This is a genomic window from Pseudomonas sp. FP1742 (assembly GCF_030687145.1).
GTDB lineage: Bacteria > Pseudomonadota > Gammaproteobacteria > Pseudomonadales > Pseudomonadaceae > Aquipseudomonas > Aquipseudomonas frederiksbergensis_D.
The window spans coordinates 3594281-3611460 of record NZ_CP117460.1 but is presented as its reverse complement, the minus strand read 5'-3'; the positions used below and the strand labels follow the sequence as shown (position 1 = coordinate 3611460).

Genomic DNA, 17180 nt, shown 5'->3' with positions numbered 1-17180 from the left:
GGTTTGTCGTCGAGAAAGTCGGGTATAAGGGGATAAAAGATGGGCGACCCTGGGGTCGCCCATTGTTATTGGCTGAATTAAAGCTGCGTTCGTAACCGCCGCCCGACCACATCCAGCAAATCGCAGCCGTCCCGCAGCGGGATGGCCAGCACCCGCGCAAACTCTTGCAACAGCGCTGCGTCACCGCCAGGCGCTTCGCCAAGAGACAGCCCTTCCAACAGCTGAGTGACACAGCGAATGCGATACGCCGCTGTGTCGTGCAACACATCGACAGGTGTTTCAGTGTCGATCAGCAGGGAAGGGGTCGTGCAGTCGATGCCGGTAATCGGCATGTATCGAATCATGGCTGAGCCTCCTGAACTTCCGACGCCCCACCGGGTGGGTCGAGGTTGTCCTGCGCCCGGTTTACCAACAACTCACCCAGCACGGCCAATTGCTGAATCGATAGCGCCAGGCTGCGGTGCGAGCCTTGAGGCCAAAAGGGGACATTGAGGCCAAAAGGGGCCAAAAGGGGACAGATTTATTTTCCCGCCATGAAAATAAATCTGTCCCTTTTTCTAGGTGCGGATGGCAGAGATGGAGTTTCGCAAAGCACAGGGAGAACTGGTGGAAATAAGCTTCGTGCAGAAGGCCGCGTATGAAACGGCACGTTCGCTCAATCAGTCGTTGATGAGCCTGTCCCCGCAATTAGCACCGCAGCTCGCCGCCCGGACCCATGGGAAGTAGAGAGGCGATTAACCGCTGCGCTCCGCCAACGGCTCAACGAAGCGGCTCAGGTGTCCAACGACGACTTCGGCTTTGCATTGAACGGTGCTAACGATATGCGCATGAGTACCTAGTACTGCTGGCAGCGTGAACCAGCTCGTCTGCCATCGGCCATAAGCAGACAGCACCGATGTACGATGGTTACTTTCTGGCAAAAGGACTCTTCCCTCATGATGCGTCGTGTCGGCTTTTTGCTCATCGGAACTCTTGGACTCGCGCTCATCCTGCCTTGGGGTGCCTATTGGGTCGGTCTGTATAGAATGTCTCAGTACCCTTTGCCCCCATCTCAGGCTATATCGGCCCCGCAGCGTGAGTGGGTATGGAGCCTCGCCAAAGTCTCAGGCGAGCCGATAATAGTGCTGTTAAGTCCATATTCGTATCTGTACGACCTTTTCATTTTGAAAGGGGAAACCGATAGGAGTAAGCGGGTCGCCTGGTGGGTGGCTTCTGATCACCTGATCAAACAGAACACAAGCCAACGAATGCTGTGGTGGCACCTATCCGGCGCGTCTCTGACCATATGGTTAACCAGGAACTGGACAGATCAACAGATAACAGCAGCCGCTTTCATCGCCCTTCAGCACCGGGGTGAGGTATATGGCGGTAACTAGCTGAACTTAACAAATGCGCAGTCCTTAATAGCTCCGCATTTGGAATGGCACGTTTGCCATGATGACCATGCCACCCATACCATGCTTTCTTGGCGACGCATGATTCAGGCAGTAATCGGCCAACAGGCGTCGTTCGTGGATCAAAGGAGTTGGCTGCCGATAGCCCCTACACTGGGGCACTCGCATGGCTTGGGGTTCCAACTCAATCAGCAGGGTGTTGTCAGCAGCGGGGCGAGAGGCGACGACTTCGTAGCCTGACCAGAAAGCGGCAAGATCAATAGGATGCACGGCGACAGCAGGGGCAGGTGAAGGGTGTGTTTGGGGACTGCCGATTTACCTGCTTCCCAGACGGTCAACTCGCTCGTACCCCCAGAGTCCGCGAATAACCTTAAATTTTTGCTTCGCTTTACTTTGCTGCGGTCACAGCGTATGGCGCATAAGCCTGTTTCACCGCATATACGGCGGCGGCGCATTCCTGCCATTGTTTGCAATCCAGGGGCAGGCCTGGAGTTTTGATAGCGGAATCGTCCGAGCGTTTCCCCAGCACGTTGTGGTTGTTCATCAGTACCGCTTTTGAGCCATCCATGTTGATGAACCAGCAGTACCGTTCGGTCTTATCCGAAACCTCCCGCGACGCGCAAGTGGCGGCAACAAGTGGCTCATCTGCAGGAAGTGTCAGGCTGAATTTGCCGCTGGCATCGGTCTGAGTGGTGATCGCCGACTCCGGCGCTGCCTCAGCGTAGGGCTTAGCACCGGATACATAGAGTAGATCTTCGTAGGCATATCGCAGGTACCTCTCTGCATTATCCAACATTCCGCGAATTGTTTTGTAATTTTTGTATTGCTGTTTCTCTACTACTTCGTTGTATATAGCTTCGGTGGCCGCATATTTCATATACTGTTTTTCAAATTTTTCAGAGTATTTGGCTACATCCGAGGCCAATGCCTGGTACATTCTAAGTTCATAGTCTTTGATCACTTGCGGGGAATGAAACGACACGAAGATACCCCCAAGTGGGATGCTTTCACCGCCCCGCGTGACTACAAATATTTGGCCCTGGTAAGTCTTGGCGGATGGTGCAAATTGAGGAGTTTTGGCCAACTGATCTGGTAGGCTGCCGATAGGTTTGCCTTGCTGATTTGTGTACAGCACGTAGGACGTCGAGGCAAAGGCAACTGTAAGTGTGGCGAAGATGAAGAGGAGTGCGTTTTTCATGCTCCAGCTACCTTCAATTCTTAAGTGGAAAACCCCGTTCTCAGTCAAGACCAATTCGCTAGAAAGTTCCAGCCAGGCTGCTTGGCCGCTTTTGTTTGCTTCCAAAAGAAACTCGTCACTGAGCGAGTCTAGGTGTCTAACCTGGCCGGGCTTTGCATGATGGCGACGTCTCCCCCGGTTTGAGTAGTGCCAAGCTTTATAGTCAAACCCAAGCAGTCAATCACTGAGGCAGCCCCCAAGGTGGCAAGTTCGAGTAGGGTTAGATCTGTCCGCTCCTGGCCGATTTCTGCCGGTCGCCGCCGGCAGAAATCCACCCAGAGTGTGTAAAAACGCTTCACCAAAATTGAAGTGCCCGCGTCTACGTTAAATCTGAAATTTATCGCCACGTCAGCAGATGTGGATTTTGCGTAGAAGCGCGATTTTCAGTCCGGTTTTGAGTACCTGTCGCGCTCAAAAACGTTTTTACACAGCCTCGGCCGATAGCTGCCCGCCATCAGTGGCAGCTATCGGGTAATGGTAGATATCAAAATGAGAGGGGCCAGAATGAGCCAAACGGCTTGCGCTGCTCTAACCAAGCTTGAACGGACACTGATCGAAGGCGTTCATATTTCAACCGTTCGCCCGCTACCAATACGTTTCGTCTCACCCATACATGTACAAAAGGTCGTCGATCAGCTCAAGCTCCTGCTGTGTGTACTGAACCTTGTTGTACCGTCTAATATCCTCAAGCACACCCCTGATCGGAACTTGCCGCGAAGGATCCTGAACAATTTCGATCAGACGGTCGTAATCGGGATCTCTTCCCTTGAGGTATTTTTCAATCAGTTCTTTGAGCGCTACGCGCGCTTCTAGATCGGTTAGCACTGTTACTTCTCCGGCAAGATAGTGACTTCATCCGCTTTGATGATGGTGGTGGTACCCGGTTTGGGGATGAGTTGCTGCGCACCACCCGTACCGTACTCAGGGTACGCTTTGGTGAACGGTTCCAGGTTCGGACCTTTGCCACCAAGCTCGTACGGCACTGTAGCGTTGGGCACACCATCTTTGTAGAGTTGCAGCGTGTCAAACTTCAAGCGCAGACGCCCATCACTCCATGCCGGATCCGGGTCGGCCGCGGTAACGTGCTTCGGTGCTCGTACCTGGAAAGCTTCCGTAGCGGCGTCTCCGGTCTCAAATTTTTCAAAACCAAAATACGACAATCGAGCTTCCTGAGTGTTGATTGTGTTCTGCGCGTGAGTGTTTACGGTTCCGTCAGCATTCTTGTAGCCCATATACCGGTAACCCGTCGCAGGCAAAGTCGAGTCCGGCCCGGATGGTCCGACATAGAAGTCTGGCTTCGACTCTATGACTGCCGGTGGGGTGACGTCGCCAGTCTTTACGCTGGAGTCTGCGAGGGTAGGGGTGGTGCTCGGAGAAGATGTCCCTCCGGGCTTCGGGCAGTTCGCAGCGGGTTTCAACGGTGCCTTTTTGGCGACACCGGAAACTGCCTTAGTTATTGCCCTGAACATCAGGCCGAGCGGGTCTACCCAGCCGGTAGGGTTGGGTGCGTACTGGTAGTTGTTTAGGCCACCTGCAAGCTTTACCGGGTCCGGGGTTAGAAACCGTCCTGTACTCGGGGTGTAGTAGCGGTGGCGGTTGTAATGAAGTCCTGTCTCTGCATCGAAATACTGGCCTTGAAACCGTAGCGGGTTATCGATCTCCGATACATCCAGCGCAGCCAGGTTGCCGTAGGCCCGATATTTGGCCGACCACATGGTCGCGCCGCTGTAATCGGTGAGTTCCTGCGGTGTGCCCAAATGATCGAGCTGGTAGTAGAAAGGCGTGGCTTTGAGTGGGCCTTCACCATCGAGCATTGCCAATGGGCGGAAGCTGTCCGGCTCATAGACATAGGTGCGATACCGATTGTCACCACTTTCTACGACCAGACGTTCGCCTTGCCAGAGGAATTCGGTGGTGTGACCATCGACTGTTTTCTCGATTCGCCGGCCGAATGCGTCGTACCTGTAGGATGCGATACTACCGCCCGGTAGGCTGGCGCCAATCAAACGATGCTGGCAGTCATAGCGGTATTCAGTGACGAGTTTCTGTCCGGTGCCTCGGCGTTCGCGAATCAGATTTCCGTAGGCGTCGTAGTCGTAGTGACGATCGCCCTGCATGAGCAGGCGGTTGCCTTTTACGTTGGCAAGGTTGGCGGTGCCTTCATTGTTCTGGCCCAGCAGATTGCCGGCTGGGTCGTGTGCGAAGCTCTCCGGTGTTGCACCCCGAACGCCGATCAAGCGATCCAGCGGATCGTAGTGAAAGTTGCGGATACCTTTAAGGCTGTCGTTGATGCCTGCAAGGTTGCCTGCCGCGTCGTAGTTATACCGGCGCTGCAGCAGGACGCTGTCGCGCTGGCTGACGCTGTGGGCACGCAGGCGACCCTGATCGTCGTATTGATACTGACTCAACAGCAAACCTTGTTGACGTTGCTGTTCACGGCCAGCCTTGAACTGGTGAGACGTCAGGCGAGAACCATTGAGGTCAATGCTGCTGAGATTGCCGCCAGGCAAACGGCGATAGTCGAGCTTGCTACCGTCCGGTAGACGGCAATGCTTGAGTTGGCCGACGCTGTCGTACTCGTAGCGCAGGGTGCCCCAGCCCTGATGCTCGGTGATCAGCCGATCTTGGGAGTCGTATTCATAAGCCAGTGGCCAGTGACCGTCATCGACGTTGACCAAGCGACCGAGAGCGTCATAGCTGTAGTGAATTTCCTCGCCATCAGCCAATGTCTTCACGAGCAAGCGGCCACCGGAGTCACGCTGGTATTCAGTGACCAGTTCGCTACCGTCGTCGCCGTACTCGGTTTTTTTCAGCAGATTGCCATTCAGGTCATATTCGTAGGCAGTACGGCGACCATCAAATCCAGTTTCCTGCTGTATCAGCCCGTTTGAGTAATAGTCGAGCTGATAATGTTCGCCGCGCTCGTTTTCGATCTCAGTCAGCAGCAGGCGTGAGTTGTCGTAGCGATAGCGCAGCTCACTGCCGTCCGGGTTGATGCGGCGGCTGACAAGTTGCAGGTTGTCGGCGTATTCGTAGCGGGTGATACGGCCCAGTTCATCGCGCTCGGCTGTGATCTTGCCGTAGGCGTTATAGGTGTAAGTGCGGGTCGCACCGCCAGGCTGTGTGGTCTGCGTCAAGCGGCCAGCCGCATCCCATTGGTAATGGGTGATGGTGCCGTGTTCGTCCTGGCGGGTGATCTGACGACCCAGTGCGTCGTAGCGGTATTTACGCCGCCCCCCATCAGGCAATGCCTCTTCGATCAACTGACCCAGTCCATTCCAGGCGAGCTGATGCCGTCCGCCGTCTGGATGAACGATCTCCAGCACACGACCTTGGGCATCGTAGCTGTAGTGTGTTTCGTTGCCGTCAGGATCTGTCTGGCGGGTGATATCGCCTTGGCTATTTCGCTGGTATTTCCAGCTCGCTTTGCCGCGATGAATCTCACTCACAAAGCCATGTCGATATTCGTAGAATGTCGGCGCATCTTCAGGAGGAATAACAACGGCAAGCAGGCCGGCGTCGTTGTAACGATATTCAGTGATTGCGCCGAGAGGATCCTTTTCTTCAATCAGCCGACCTTTTTCGTCATAGGCTTTCTGTGTTTCAGCGCCGTCCGCAGCGATCTCGCTGATGAGTCGAGCATTTTCGTCATGCACATAAACCTGCTCGCTACCATCCGCGTTTGTAACGGTAACTTTGCCGGCATCGTCCCAAGCGTACTGCGAGTCCATCTGTGAAAAGCTGGCCCAGTGACGGATGCTGCGTGACGATTTACCTTCGTTTTCCCACTCCCAGAAAAAGCTCGCACCGCCGGCCAGTTGTCGTTCCAAAATTACGTGCTGTTCGTTGTAACGGTAGTGTTCAGTTTCACCGGCAGCATTGGTGGCGCTGATAAGTTGGCCTTGCGAGTTGTACCGATAGGTCACCAGGGTTTGTACGGTGATCCATGGCTCCTGCCGTTGACCTTGATCCGTGTATTCGGCGCGGCGCAGCTGGTAATCCACGGCAACGATATGACGGTCTTCGTGGCGGACTAAAAGGGAACGTCCGGCGTTGTTGTCGATACGCTGGATTCGGTCAGCAAAATCGTAGGTCAACAGTAACTGGTTGTTGTACGCGTCACTGATGGTGATCAAACGGCCCGCGCGGAAATGATAAAAGCGCGGATTCTGTCCGGCCTGCGTCAAGATGAGTTCGCCTGGGGTCGATCCCAGGTAGATGGCCGCTTTCGACAGGCTATTAGTGATAGCGGGGCGCTGTTGTGTCGGCATCGGAAAACGAGTGGTTCGGTTTTCGTTGTCCGTCCACAGGACGCCTTCATCATCCAGATCCAGCCGATGAGAAAGAGCGTGGCTCCATCCATACCCAAGACGACTGTCGATCTCGACCGCACTGGTGCGATAAAGGCGCGTCCACTCAAACGGCAGCAGACCGTGGAGTTGGCCATCGGTAAGAGTCAGTAGTTCCTCACCCGTGACCATTGAAACCGGACAGCCGTTGGTGCAAGTGTCCTGCGCCGGTGCAGCGCTTTTTTCATCGGGGTTTTTCGATTGTTTCGAGGCATCATCAGGACGCTTTCCGTGTTCAACGGTCGCATTACGTTTGCCATCAAAGCGTAGCTGCGCGACTCCCTTTTCTACCCGAGTCGCTACTCCACGAGCGGCGATAGCGACGTATTTGCCGACGTAGCCCATGAAGCCTTTGATGATGTTGAACAACGACTTCACAAATCCGGTAACAGCCTTGACGATGATCTGGCCGTATTTTGCTAAACGTGCGGCTAGGTAAAATAGCCCGGCGCCTTCGGCTGCGACGGTCAGTACGACCGAAATCACGATGTCGATGAGAATTCCGATAACGGCGGCCGATGTCATCTTCGCCGTTTGGCCCGCCGCTTGCGTCGGTGGCAATGCTGAAACCCAGATAGATGCGCAATGCACCATCAAGAACAGTGCGGCCTCGTCGCTGGCAAGCAACATCGCCTGTTTCATCACATCTGGCGCCTCTTTGGCCAGCTTGATCAGTTCCTCGGCACCGGCCCCCAAGTCCTCTGCAAACTTTTTAGGGTTTTGAAGGATGTCCAAGGCCTTTGAGATGCCATCCCAGACGCCTTTGATAGCTTCCCATCCACCTTCGAGAATGCCGACCCCAATTGCCATCGCTTTGGCTGACGCACTTTGATTCGACCACTGCGGTTTGAAGCCTGTCCATTCCTTGCGCAGAAACCCTTCCAGATCGGCAGCTAAGCCGTCGTAGGATTTGAAAAGGGTGTCGATCTGCGCAGGCGTCACCTGATCGTGGACGTGGATCTTATAGGATTTTCCAGGCTGTCCCTGAAAGCTGCCTTTACCCTGTTTATCCAAGGTAATCGTCGACTTGGCGCCTCCATCCACGGCAATGATATCGACCTTGATATCGCCGATAGGGATGTCGAAAACCGATTCGAATTTGCTCTCAATCAGCAGTGGCCCTACAAGCGGGCACTTGGCGACGTATGAAAAATCACCATCAGTCATGCTGACAGACTTGCTGGAGTCGCCGGCCTTGATTACGCGCTCCATACCAAGCAGGGAGGGCATGTCTGCAGCTCGGCTGGCTTTGTCAGCAAGCTGTGCGTACCAGCTCTTGGTTTCCTCGCGGTACAGCTTCAGGCTGTTTTTGAAGGAATCCAATTGTGTTTCGATAGTGGCAACGCGATCCATCAGCCTTGCTCCAGAATCAGGTGGTTTAACAGTGCTTCTTTAAGGTTGTCCGGAGCATCCGGGCGGCGCACGAAACGGGTGATTTTCAGTTTCAGGTTGTTCTCGGGCCACGCGGTGTAGAGATCCGGGCGTGCTTCTTCGAGCCATTGCATCAAGTTGCCGACCAGCGTCGTCTGATCTTCTTTCGCCAACTGATCCAGCAACTTCTTCGGCACCTCCCACCACGGCCAATCCTTCGCCTTCGGCACCACCCTCGGCCCGACTTCCAGGCTGCGCCCATTGATCAGATACCGCTCAAACATCGGCAACACTTCCCCAGCCGTTTCACCCAGCCCTTCAAGAATCGGATAGATATGCCGCCCGTCCCAGAACCGGAAAAACACCTCGGTCCCGTCCGGCATCTTCACTTGGGTCAAACTGCGCAGGTGTTCGAAGACTTCGTTGGGTTCCGAGCGGGAAACCGCCAGCCAACCCCAGTCGAGGGCGTCGGTTTCGGTGACCCAAGGCAGGAAGGCCGAGTTGTTTTCCAGTTCGGCAACGTAGGGCATTACCGGTTGCCAGGTGGAGTAGGGCGTTCCGCCCCAGACGGGAATGGTTTGGATGGACGGTTCGCTCTGGTACAAGGCTTTGAGCGCTTCGGCATCGCTGGCGGCGCTGACGATCAGGTACAGGCGTTCGTCTTTTTGCAGCGGCTGTTGTGCCAGCCAGTCTTTGGGTGTCAGCCGATTAGATCGCACAAGCACCTGCCTTGCACTTCTCGCACTCTTCACAGAACGGCGCGTTACGTTTGAGGGTGTTGATCTGGGCCGGGGTCAGGACCTGGCCGGCCTTGTCAGCGTCGGCCTGTTTCAGCACGCCGGGCATCAGCGGGGCGGCGCCGGTGCCGCTGCCCGGGCTACCGCCGGAGTTCATGTTGATCGCCGGGCCGCTGAGGGTGACGCCGCTGGCGTCGATCTTGATGAAGCTGCCGCCGGCCTTGAGGGTGAGTTCGCTGCCGGCCTCGAGCACGACTTTCATGCCGCTGCTCAGGTGGATTTCCTGGCCGGCTTCGATGAACTGGCCGGTGCCGACCTTGATGTGCTGGTTGACGCCCACGGTGAGGTGGTCGTTGGCGCGGGCTTCGACTTTGCGGTCGGCGTAGACGGTGTGGTGTTCTTCGGCCTTGAATTCGCTGTAGCTGTTTTGCTCGACGGTGTCGTGGCGTTCGTTGCCGACGCGGATTTTCTGGTCGTGTTCGACGTTCTCGTCCCAGTCGCGCTGGGCGTGCAGGAAGATCTGTTCCTGGCCCTTTTTGTCTTCGATGCGCAGTTCGTTGAAACCGCCGCCGCCCGGAGAGCTCAGGGTTTTGAAGGTGCTGCGGGTCTTGTTCGCCGGCAGGGCGTACGGGACGACGTTTTCCTTGTGGTACAGGCAGCCGCTGATCAGCGGTTGATCGGGGTCGCCTTCGAGGAAGCTGACCAGTACTTCCATGCCGATCCGCGGAATGGCAATGCCGCCGTAGTGGGCGCCGGCCCAGGCGGAGGAGACGCGCAGCCAGCAGCTGGTCTTGTCGTCGGCCTGACCTTCGCGGTCCCAATGGAATTGCACTTTGACGCGGCCGTATCGGTCGCAGTGGATCTCTTCACCTTTTGGCCCGGTGACCACGGCGCTCTGGCTGCCGAGGATTCGTGGCTTGGGGTGGTTCAGCGGCGGGCGGTTCGGCACGTCCCAGGGGGTGGCCTGGAAACGGTTGCGGTAGCCCTGGTGGAAGTCGTCCTTGAGGTTGGTGGTGCTGCTGGTCACCGACTCTTCCAGCACTTGCGGCTGTTTGCCTTCGTGGAGGATTTCGGTCAGCAGCCACAGGTCGTTCCACTTGGCCTTGGGGTGTTGGGTCAGGGCCAGGAAGTGGCCGCTGACCAGCAACGGCTGATCGCTTCGGCCTTCGGCCAACTGGAAGTCGCTGCGATGACGCTCGAGGGCGCGTTTGGCCAGGTGCTTGCCGCGTTCGCGGTCGATGAAGCGACCAGGGTAGTCGTAGTCTTCGAGGTCGGGCAGGGCGTCGCCACGGTTTTCGCTTTCCAGTTTCAGGCGCGGCTTTTCGAAGTCGTAGTCGCGGCGGGTGGTGCGGCTGGTGCGGGTTTCCAGGCGCAGGTCGAAGCGCTTGATCACCGGGTCGTTGGCGACCATGCCGGAGTCTTGATGATAGGCCACGGGCGCGAGTTTCGGGAACACCGTCTGATCATCGCCGAACACCAGCTTGTGGGCCGTGGCGCTGTGCTGGAAGTGGTAATGGATACCTTCTTCCTCGCACAGGCGCTGGATGAATTGCAGGTCCGATTCATCGTACTGAACGCAGTAAATGCGCTCGGGATAAATCGCCCCGACTTTGAATTCGTAGGCATTGCTCTGGATGCCGTGCTCTTCGAGGACCATCCCGATGATTTTCGGAACGGTGAGGTTCTGGAAGATGCGTTGGTTGATGCGGTGCGCCAGGTAGGACAGCTGCGGGCGCAGCGTCACGGCGTAGCGGGTCAGGCGTTTGCCCGAATCGCCCTGGGCGGCGCGGTAGATCTGGCCATGAATGCCGCTGCCGTCAGGCGAGAGCTGCAAAAAAGCCGGTTTGTGCAGCAAGGTCTCGAGGTCCAGGGACGGCTGCTCGCTGACCAGCTCCACCTCAAACACAAAAGGCTGGCTGATGGCTTCCCGACCTTGCAGGGACAGGACCTGGAGATCGTTTTCCAGTCCTTCGATGGTCAGGGCAAAGTGAGTCTGATTGGCCGGCGCGAACATCCCTTGTTCCTCGTGCAGTGCTGCTGCGTTCGTTGGCAACCGGAAACCGGGCAACGGACGCGAAATTCTGGAGGGGCGTAAACAACATCGACCAGCAGAGCTGGCCGATGCTTGTAACTGTCAGCCGCGATTAAACGACTGGAGCGCGCCAGTCATCGGAACCCGAAGTACCGGATACTTCGTGGGTCCAGGTGATTTTGCGGTAGGTGAACTGCACTTCTTCCAGGTGCGTGAAGTGTGCGTTCGACGGATCCTGGCAGTTGTGCATTTTGTTGTTGATGGCGACGATGATCGCGTCTTCCAGTTTGGTGGTGTAGTAGTGCTCTTGGGTACCTTGAGCCGAAGTGCGGTACCACTGGATAACGATTTCGCTCATGCGCTCGCCGGAGGTCAGCGCCGCTTGCAGCAGTGGCGAAGACTTGTCGTAGACCTTGGTGATCACGACTGGCTTGTGTACACGCTGACCGGTCGGTTGGCCGGACTGTGGGTCACGCGGGATGATCACGTCGTGGCTGAACGCCTGAACCATGACCTGGTCTTCGTGGCCTTCCTGGTAGGTGTTGCCAACGGAGTCGGCGGTGAATGCGCCGGCAGTGATCAGGCCTTGTTTTTCGCCGGTAACGGACATGTACGCTGGTGTTGCCATGGGGTGCTCTCCTTGCGGATAAATTTAAGGTGCCCGGGAGGCGGTATCGCCCGGTGGGTGCCTGACTGTTATCAAAGAGCGTGCCAGAAATGATTAAAGCTATATAAAACAGGTGGTTGGGAGGTTTTTTCAAGCGCTTGGAGGTTTCTTGGCAACGATTACCTGAAAAAGTGCGCAAGAAGTTGCGCACCACTGCGCAACTTCTTGCGCACTCGGCTGGAGGGCTTGATACACCGGGCCTCCAGCGTTGTCGAGGCGCCTTTCGACGGGATGACTGCGCAACTTCTTGCGCACTAAGGCTATGAGCCGTCATGCCGGGAGTGAGTGCAACGAACGGTGTCGCCCGATGGTCAAATCCAGCGCCGAACACACCTGAAATCGACTGGAGAACGACATGAAAATCCTGATGGTTTTAACGTCCCACGATCAATTGGGCAACACTGGCAAGAAAACCGGCTTTTGGCTCGAAGAATTCGCCGCGCCGTATTACACCTTCAAAGACGCCGGCGCGCAGCTGACCCTGGCCTCGCCCAAGGGCGGCCAGCCGCCGCTGGACCCTAAAAGCGATGAACCGGACGCGCAAACCGCAGCCACCGATCGCTTTCGCAAGGATTCCGCTGCGCAGTCCGCATTGGCGTCTACCGTGGTGCTCAGCACCGTCAAGGCCGAGGATTACGACGCTGTTTTCTACCCCGGTGGCCATGGCCCGTTGTGGGATCTGGCTGAAGACACCGATTCGATTGCGCTGATCGAGGCGTTTTCCAAGGCGGGCAAACCGGTGGCGGCGGTCTGTCACGCGCCGGGTGTGTTGCGTCACGTCAAGGATGCGCACGGCCAACCGTTGGTCAAAGGCAAGCGCGTGACGGGTTTTACCAACTCCGAAGAAGCCGCTGTGCAATTGACGGACGTTGTGCCGTTTTTGGTGGAGGACATGCTCAAGGCCAGCGGTGGCATTTACTCCAAGGCCGATGACTGGGCGAGTTACGTGGTGGTGGATGGTCTTTTGCTAACCGGCCAGAACCCGGCGTCCTCGGAAGCGACCGCCAAGGCGTTGTTGGCGAAGCTGGAATAAGCTCAAAAGATTGCAGCATTACTCTGCGAGGCGGCGAACAAGTACCTCGGCACTGGTCCGTCTGTCCGGGCGATTTCAATGGCGATGGAATTTTATTCCGGGCCTGTCGCTCTGCTGATGTAGAGACGTGCCGATTCAGCGTCCCGCAGCGAGCACCCGGTATGCCATGAACAAGACCCTGGACGATTACAACCGCAAGCGTGATTTTGCGGCGACCCCGGAACCGGCCGCCGCCAAACGCTCGGGCAAAAGGACGACGAAGGATCATGCCTTGCAGTTCTGCGTTCAGAAGCATGACGCCTCGCACCTGCACTATGACTTTCGCCTGGAACTCGATGGCGCACTGAAAAGTTGGGCCGTGCCGAAAGGCCCGTCGCTGGACCCCAAGGTCAAGCGCCTGGCGATTCATGTAGAAGACCACCCACTCGATTACGCCACGTTCGAAGGCAACATTCCCGAAGGGCATTACGGTGCCGGTGACGTGATCGTTTGGGATCGCGGCGTGTGGATTCCCCAGGACGACCCGGCAAAGGCATATGCCAAGGGGCGATTGAAATTCGAGTTGCAAGGGGAAAAACTCGGCGGTTTGTGGAACCTCGTGCGCACGCACATGCCGGGCAAGCAGGAGCAATGGTTTCTGATCAAGCATCAGGACGGCGCAGCCAGGCCCGAAAGCGAGTACGACGTGGTCGCCGCCGAGCCCGACAGCGTGCTCAGCGACCGCACCATCGTGGAAAAAAAGCACGGTGCGGAACCACCCAAACCGATCAAAAAAGCTCCGGCCAAGGCACGCAAGGAAAAGTCGCCAATACTGAAAGGCGCCCGTAAAGCCAGGCTGCCGGAGCTGCTCAAGCCTGAACTGGCGACGCTGGTCGAATCCGCGCCGAGCGGCGAATGGAGCTATGAGATCAAGTTCGACGGCTACCGGGTGATGGCGCGTATCGACCACGGCGAGGTCAAACTCTTTACCCGCAACGGTCACGACTGGACTCACAAATTGCCTGAGCAGGCCCAGGCGCTAGCGGCGCTGGGCCTGGAATCGGCCTGGCTCGACGGCGAAATGGTGGTGGCCAACGAGCGGGGCGTTCCGGATTTTCAGGCGCTGCAAAACGCCTTCGATGCCGGCCGTAGTGGCAACATCGTCTACTACCTGTTCGATTTGCCCTACCTCAACGGCGTGGACCTGCGCGCAGTGCCTGTCGAGGAGCGCAGGGCGGCGCTGGCGACTGTACTCAAACTCAATGAAAACCCGTTGTTGCGATTCTCCGATGCGTTCGGCGAGTCCCCGGAAGCCTTGCTCAACAGCGCCTGCGAAATGCAGATGGAAGGCTTGATCGGCAAACGCCTGGGCTCGCCTTACGTGTCCCGGCGCACCAGTGACTGGATCAAGCTCAAGTGCAAGCATCGGCAGGAATTCGTCGTGGTCGGCTTCACCGATCCCAAAGGCGCGCGCAGTGCTTTCGGCGCGTTGCTGCTGGGGTTGCACGACCGCGACAGCGGTGAGTTGCGCTATGCCGGCAAGGTCGGCACCGGGTTCAACGAGGCAACCCTCAAGCGTCTTTATGAACAACTCAAGCCACTGCAGACGAAAAAGCCGTCGGTGGTCAACCCGCCCACCGGGTTCGAGGCCAAGGGAGTGCATTGGCTCAAACCCAGCCTCCTGGCGGAAGTAGCCTTTGCCGAAATGACCAAGGACGGCTCGGTGCGCCATGCTGTGTTCCACGGTCTGCGTGAGGATAAGCCTGCCGAAGAGATCACCGAGGAGGTGCCGAAAACCGTGAAGACCTCAGCCAGCAAAAAGCACGCCGCACCCGCACCGTCACAAGTCGGCCTGGGGCAGGGCAAGGTGCGTATCACCCACCCGGACAGGGTAATCGACGCCAGCAGCGGCATCACCAAGATGCAATTGGCGGAGTATTACGCCGGCGTCGCCAAGTGGATTCTGCCGCAACTCAAGGACCGGCCGGTGGCTCTGGTGCGCGCGCCGGAGGGTATCGCCGGTGAACTGTTCTTTCAGAAGAACGCTGAAAATCTGGCCATTCCCGGCATTGTCACCTTGGACAAGGCACTGACAGGCCAACCGATCATGATCATCAACAGCGCCGAGGCCCTGATCGGCGCGGTGCAGATGAGCACGGTGGAGCTGCACACCTGGAACGCCACGTCAGTCGATCTGGATAAACCGGACCGCTTCGTGCTCGACCTCGACCCGGACCCGGCGCTGCCCTGGAAGAGCATGATCGAAGCCACCCGGCTGACCCTCACGGTGCTCGATGAACTGGGGCTCAAGGCGTTTCTCAAAACCAGTGGCGGCAAGGGGATTCACCTGGTTGTACCGTTGACCCGCAAGCACGGCTGGGATGAGGTCAAGGACTTCAGCCACGCGATCGTCAGCCACATGGCCAAGCTGTTGCCGGATCGTTTTTCCGCGGTGTCGGGACCGAAAAACCGTGTCGGGCGCATTTTCATCGATTACCTGCGCAACGGTCTGGGCGCCACCACGATTTGCGCCTACGCCGTGCGCACCCGCGAAGGGCTGCCGGTGTCGGTGCCGATTTTTCGCGATGAGGTGGCCGAGCTCAAGGGGGGCGATCAATGGAACCTGCAGACCGTGCATGAACGCCTGGCAGAGGTAGGCGATGAACCCTGGGCCGATATGAAGAAAACCCGGCAGACGATCACTGCCGAAATGCGGCGACGGGTCGGGATGAAAAAGTAGGCAGTCAGAAGCAAGGCGGCGAGGGCACTCGCCGCCTCGACAACTATTATTTGCTGACCGCGGCAGCCAGCAGTGGCGCCACCTGTTCATCGGTCAAAGCGACGTGGACTTCCATGCTCATCAGGTCGCTCCATTCCAGCACCCACTTCTGTATCGCCACCGGATCACTGGCCTCGGCAATGCCAAAACCGCTCGAGCCGCCGACAGCATGCCAGCGTCCCTGCATGGTGACACCTGCGGGTGGAGCGCCGCCGGTCTTGAGAAAACGTTCGATCGCACTGTTACGCTGTTGCGGGCTGATGGACCAACGGACCATGAATAACATCTGCCACCTCCTGCTACGGGTTGGCACCTTTTTCTTCGCGTACCTGGCTGGCGCCGGGACCACGGTCACGCCTGTGTTTCCAGCTCCATCCCGGCTGGCCTGAAACCTGTTCTCCCATGAGAAGGCATAGCAGCGGACCGCATTGCGCGTACGACCGCTGATCCTGTTTCAGGACATTCGAACGAACGTATCGGGATAACGAAGCAAGCCATCAGGCATCACGCAACAAGTCGTTGGCGTTGAGCAGCTCGTAGGCAATCTCCGGGCGTTTTTCCAGCCCTCGGCGAATCGCCGCCGGAATCGACTGACGGGTTTTGCGACACAGGCCCGGCAGTTCGCCCAGGGTGATGTTGATGCCGCGCATCGTGCGCACTTCGTTGAAGCCGGGGACAACCTCCACGCGCAGGCCCAACTGCTCGTACATCCGCCGTTGCAGGCGCTCCAGGTCACTCAGGCTCTGCAGGTTTTCCAGGCGATCGATCAGACGCTTTTCTTCCGAGCGGGTCAGGCTGAGGATGCGCAGGTCCGTGCCGGGAGTTTCCAGCAGCTGCTCACGCTCGCAGATGCAGGCACCGGGTGGGCAGGGTTGGCGGATCAGAAGAGAGGTCGTCATGGGGTTCAATCATAGAGCGCTATGGTTGGGTTTGCCCATGGGGTTTTCTCCCGTCAGGCGGGTACCGAGCAATTCGGCACGCACGGCTGGCAATGGCAAGATCCGGATACCCAAGCCTGCTTCGATCATGCGCACGTTCGGGGTGGCGCGCAGGAACTGATACATTTCAACATCGCATATCTGAAAAAGGTGAGGCAATTGCAACTAAAGTTCAGCCACGTAGACGTTCTCGTGGAAAACCTCGAGGAGGCGTGCAGGTATTACGCCCGTGTCTTCAGCGCCAAAATTTCAAAGACACTTGATTGGCAGCGCGACGGTTTGCATGTGCGTTATGCGATCGTCATGTTTGGGACGGAGCGTCTCATGCTGGTGCAACCGTTTACCGGAAATCTCAAGGCGCTGATGGACGCCAACGGCGAAGGCACAATTTACCGGCATTGCTATTCCACACCGGACATCGAAACCGCCTACGATGAATTGATCGACGCCGGAGTCCAGCCGGAAAACGAAAACGGCAAGCCGCTGTCTCGCGATAATCTCCAGTCGCCAAGTGGCACACGCATACTCTGGTTGCCGAAACGCTTTGGGCATTTTTCTATTGAACTGCTTGAAGAAAAAGAGCTGGAGGCATTTATCAAGGATGCATTCGCCGAGGAGCGATGAGGGAAACGCTCGGCATCACTACGCGTTTCCAACACGCAGC

At 57.3% G+C, this 17180-nt stretch carries 13 protein-coding genes; 4 read left to right on the top strand and 9 right to left on the bottom strand.

The features are described from left to right. Window positions 1-77 precede the first annotated feature (77 nt). On the bottom strand, window positions 78-344 hold the full coding sequence (locus PSH64_RS16000) for a hypothetical protein (protein ID WP_305477794.1): 267 nt from the start codon (window positions 342-344) through the stop codon (window positions 78-80). A 232-nt stretch (window positions 345-576) separates the two neighbouring features. On the opposite strand from PSH64_RS16000, the gene PSH64_RS15995 reads away from it, so the two are divergent. After that, window positions 577-726: a hypothetical protein gene (locus PSH64_RS15995; RefSeq protein ID WP_305477793.1), complete on the top strand. Its 150-nt coding sequence runs from the start codon at window positions 577-579 to the stop codon at window positions 724-726. 1056 nt (window positions 727-1782) lie between these two features. Here PSH64_RS15995 and PSH64_RS15990 read toward each other — a convergent pair. The 6 genes from PSH64_RS15990 to PSH64_RS15965 all read right to left on the bottom strand — a co-directional run bounded on the left by PSH64_RS15990 (window position 1783) and on the right by PSH64_RS15965 (window position 11748). Next, the gene (locus tag PSH64_RS15990) at window positions 1783-2697 is read right to left on the bottom strand and encodes a hypothetical protein (protein ID WP_305477792.1); all 915 of its coding nucleotides are present in this window, start codon (window positions 2695-2697) and stop codon (window positions 1783-1785) included. Between the two features lie 537 nt (window positions 2698-3234). Then, on the bottom strand, window positions 3235-3456 hold the full coding sequence (locus tag PSH64_RS15985; RefSeq protein WP_095131298.1) for a hypothetical protein: 222 nt from the start codon (window positions 3454-3456) through the stop codon (window positions 3235-3237). A gap of 2 nt (window positions 3457-3458) precedes the next feature. Then, the gene (locus PSH64_RS15980) at window positions 3459-8333 is read right to left on the bottom strand and encodes an RHS repeat-associated core domain-containing protein (RefSeq protein WP_305477791.1); all 4875 of its coding nucleotides are present in this window, start codon (window positions 8331-8333) and stop codon (window positions 3459-3461) included. Continuing rightward, window positions 8333-9070: a DUF4123 domain-containing protein gene (locus PSH64_RS15975; protein WP_305477790.1), complete on the bottom strand. Its 738-nt coding sequence runs from the start codon at window positions 9068-9070 to the stop codon at window positions 8333-8335. Before PSH64_RS15975 ends, PSH64_RS15980 begins: the two co-directional genes overlap by 1 nt. Then, window positions 9060-11102: a type VI secretion system tip protein TssI/VgrG gene (tssI, locus tag PSH64_RS15970; protein ID WP_305477789.1), complete on the bottom strand. Its 2043-nt coding sequence runs from the start codon at window positions 11100-11102 to the stop codon at window positions 9060-9062. Before tssI ends, PSH64_RS15975 begins: the two co-directional genes overlap by 11 nt. 130 nt (window positions 11103-11232) lie before the next feature. Continuing rightward, window positions 11233-11748 (bottom strand): Hcp family type VI secretion system effector, encoded by a 516-nt coding sequence (locus PSH64_RS15965; RefSeq protein ID WP_074687775.1) that lies wholly within the window; start codon window positions 11746-11748, stop codon window positions 11233-11235. Window positions 11749-12142: 394 nt separating this feature from the next. On the opposite strand from PSH64_RS15965, the gene PSH64_RS15960 reads away from it, so the two are divergent. Beyond that, on the top strand, window positions 12143-12820 hold the full coding sequence (locus PSH64_RS15960) for a type 1 glutamine amidotransferase domain-containing protein (protein WP_105344634.1): 678 nt from the start codon (window positions 12143-12145) through the stop codon (window positions 12818-12820). 166 nt (window positions 12821-12986) lie between these two features. Continuing rightward, on the top strand, window positions 12987-15539 hold the full coding sequence (ligD, locus tag PSH64_RS15955) for a DNA ligase D (RefSeq protein ID WP_305477788.1): 2553 nt from the start codon (window positions 12987-12989) through the stop codon (window positions 15537-15539). A 46-nt stretch (window positions 15540-15585) separates the two neighbouring features. Here the strand turns inward: ligD and PSH64_RS15950 are convergent, their stop codons facing one another. After that, window positions 15586-15864 carry a DUF3303 domain-containing protein gene (locus PSH64_RS15950; protein ID WP_105344630.1) on the bottom strand — a complete coding sequence of 93 codons (279 nt, stop codon included), beginning with the start codon at window positions 15862-15864 and terminating at the stop codon, window positions 15586-15588. Between the two features lie 211 nt (window positions 15865-16075). After that, window positions 16076-16477 carry a hypothetical protein gene (locus PSH64_RS15945; RefSeq protein ID WP_105344628.1) on the bottom strand — a complete coding sequence of 134 codons (402 nt, stop codon included), beginning with the start codon at window positions 16475-16477 and terminating at the stop codon, window positions 16076-16078. Window positions 16478-16675: 198 nt separating this feature from the next. On the opposite strand from PSH64_RS15945, the gene PSH64_RS15940 reads away from it, so the two are divergent. Then, window positions 16676-17140, top strand: a complete 465-nt coding sequence (locus PSH64_RS15940; protein ID WP_105344777.1) for a VOC family protein — start codon at window positions 16676-16678, stop codon at window positions 17138-17140. The last annotated feature ends 40 nt before the right edge of the window (window positions 17141-17180 follow it).

What these genes read in the sequence shown, in the direction of transcription:
- PSH64_RS15995 (WP_305477793.1), top strand. Translation starts at nt 577, where the DNA reads ATGGAGTTTCGCAAAGCACAGGGAGAACTGGTGGAAATAAGCTTCGTG.
- PSH64_RS16000 (WP_305477794.1), bottom strand. Translation starts at nt 344, where the DNA reads ATGATTCGATACATGCCGATTACCGGCATCGACTGCACGACCCCTTCC.
- PSH64_RS15965 (WP_074687775.1), bottom strand. Translation starts at nt 11,748, where the DNA reads ATGGCAACACCAGCGTACATGTCCGTTACCGGCGAAAAACAAGGCCTG.
- PSH64_RS15960 (WP_105344634.1), top strand. Translation starts at nt 12,143, where the DNA reads ATGAAAATCCTGATGGTTTTAACGTCCCACGATCAATTGGGCAACACT.
- ligD (WP_305477788.1), top strand. Translation starts at nt 12,987, where the DNA reads ATGAACAAGACCCTGGACGATTACAACCGCAAGCGTGATTTTGCGGCG.
- tssI (WP_305477789.1), bottom strand. Translation starts at nt 11,102, where the DNA reads ATGTTCGCGCCGGCCAATCAGACTCACTTTGCCCTGACCATCGAAGGA.
- PSH64_RS15950 (WP_105344630.1), bottom strand. Translation starts at nt 15,864, where the DNA reads ATGTTATTCATGGTCCGTTGGTCCATCAGCCCGCAACAGCGTAACAGT.
- PSH64_RS15980 (WP_305477791.1), bottom strand. Translation starts at nt 8,333, where the DNA reads ATGGATCGCGTTGCCACTATCGAAACACAATTGGATTCCTTCAAAAAC.
- PSH64_RS15945 (WP_105344628.1), bottom strand. Translation starts at nt 16,477, where the DNA reads ATGACGACCTCTCTTCTGATCCGCCAACCCTGCCCACCCGGTGCCTGC.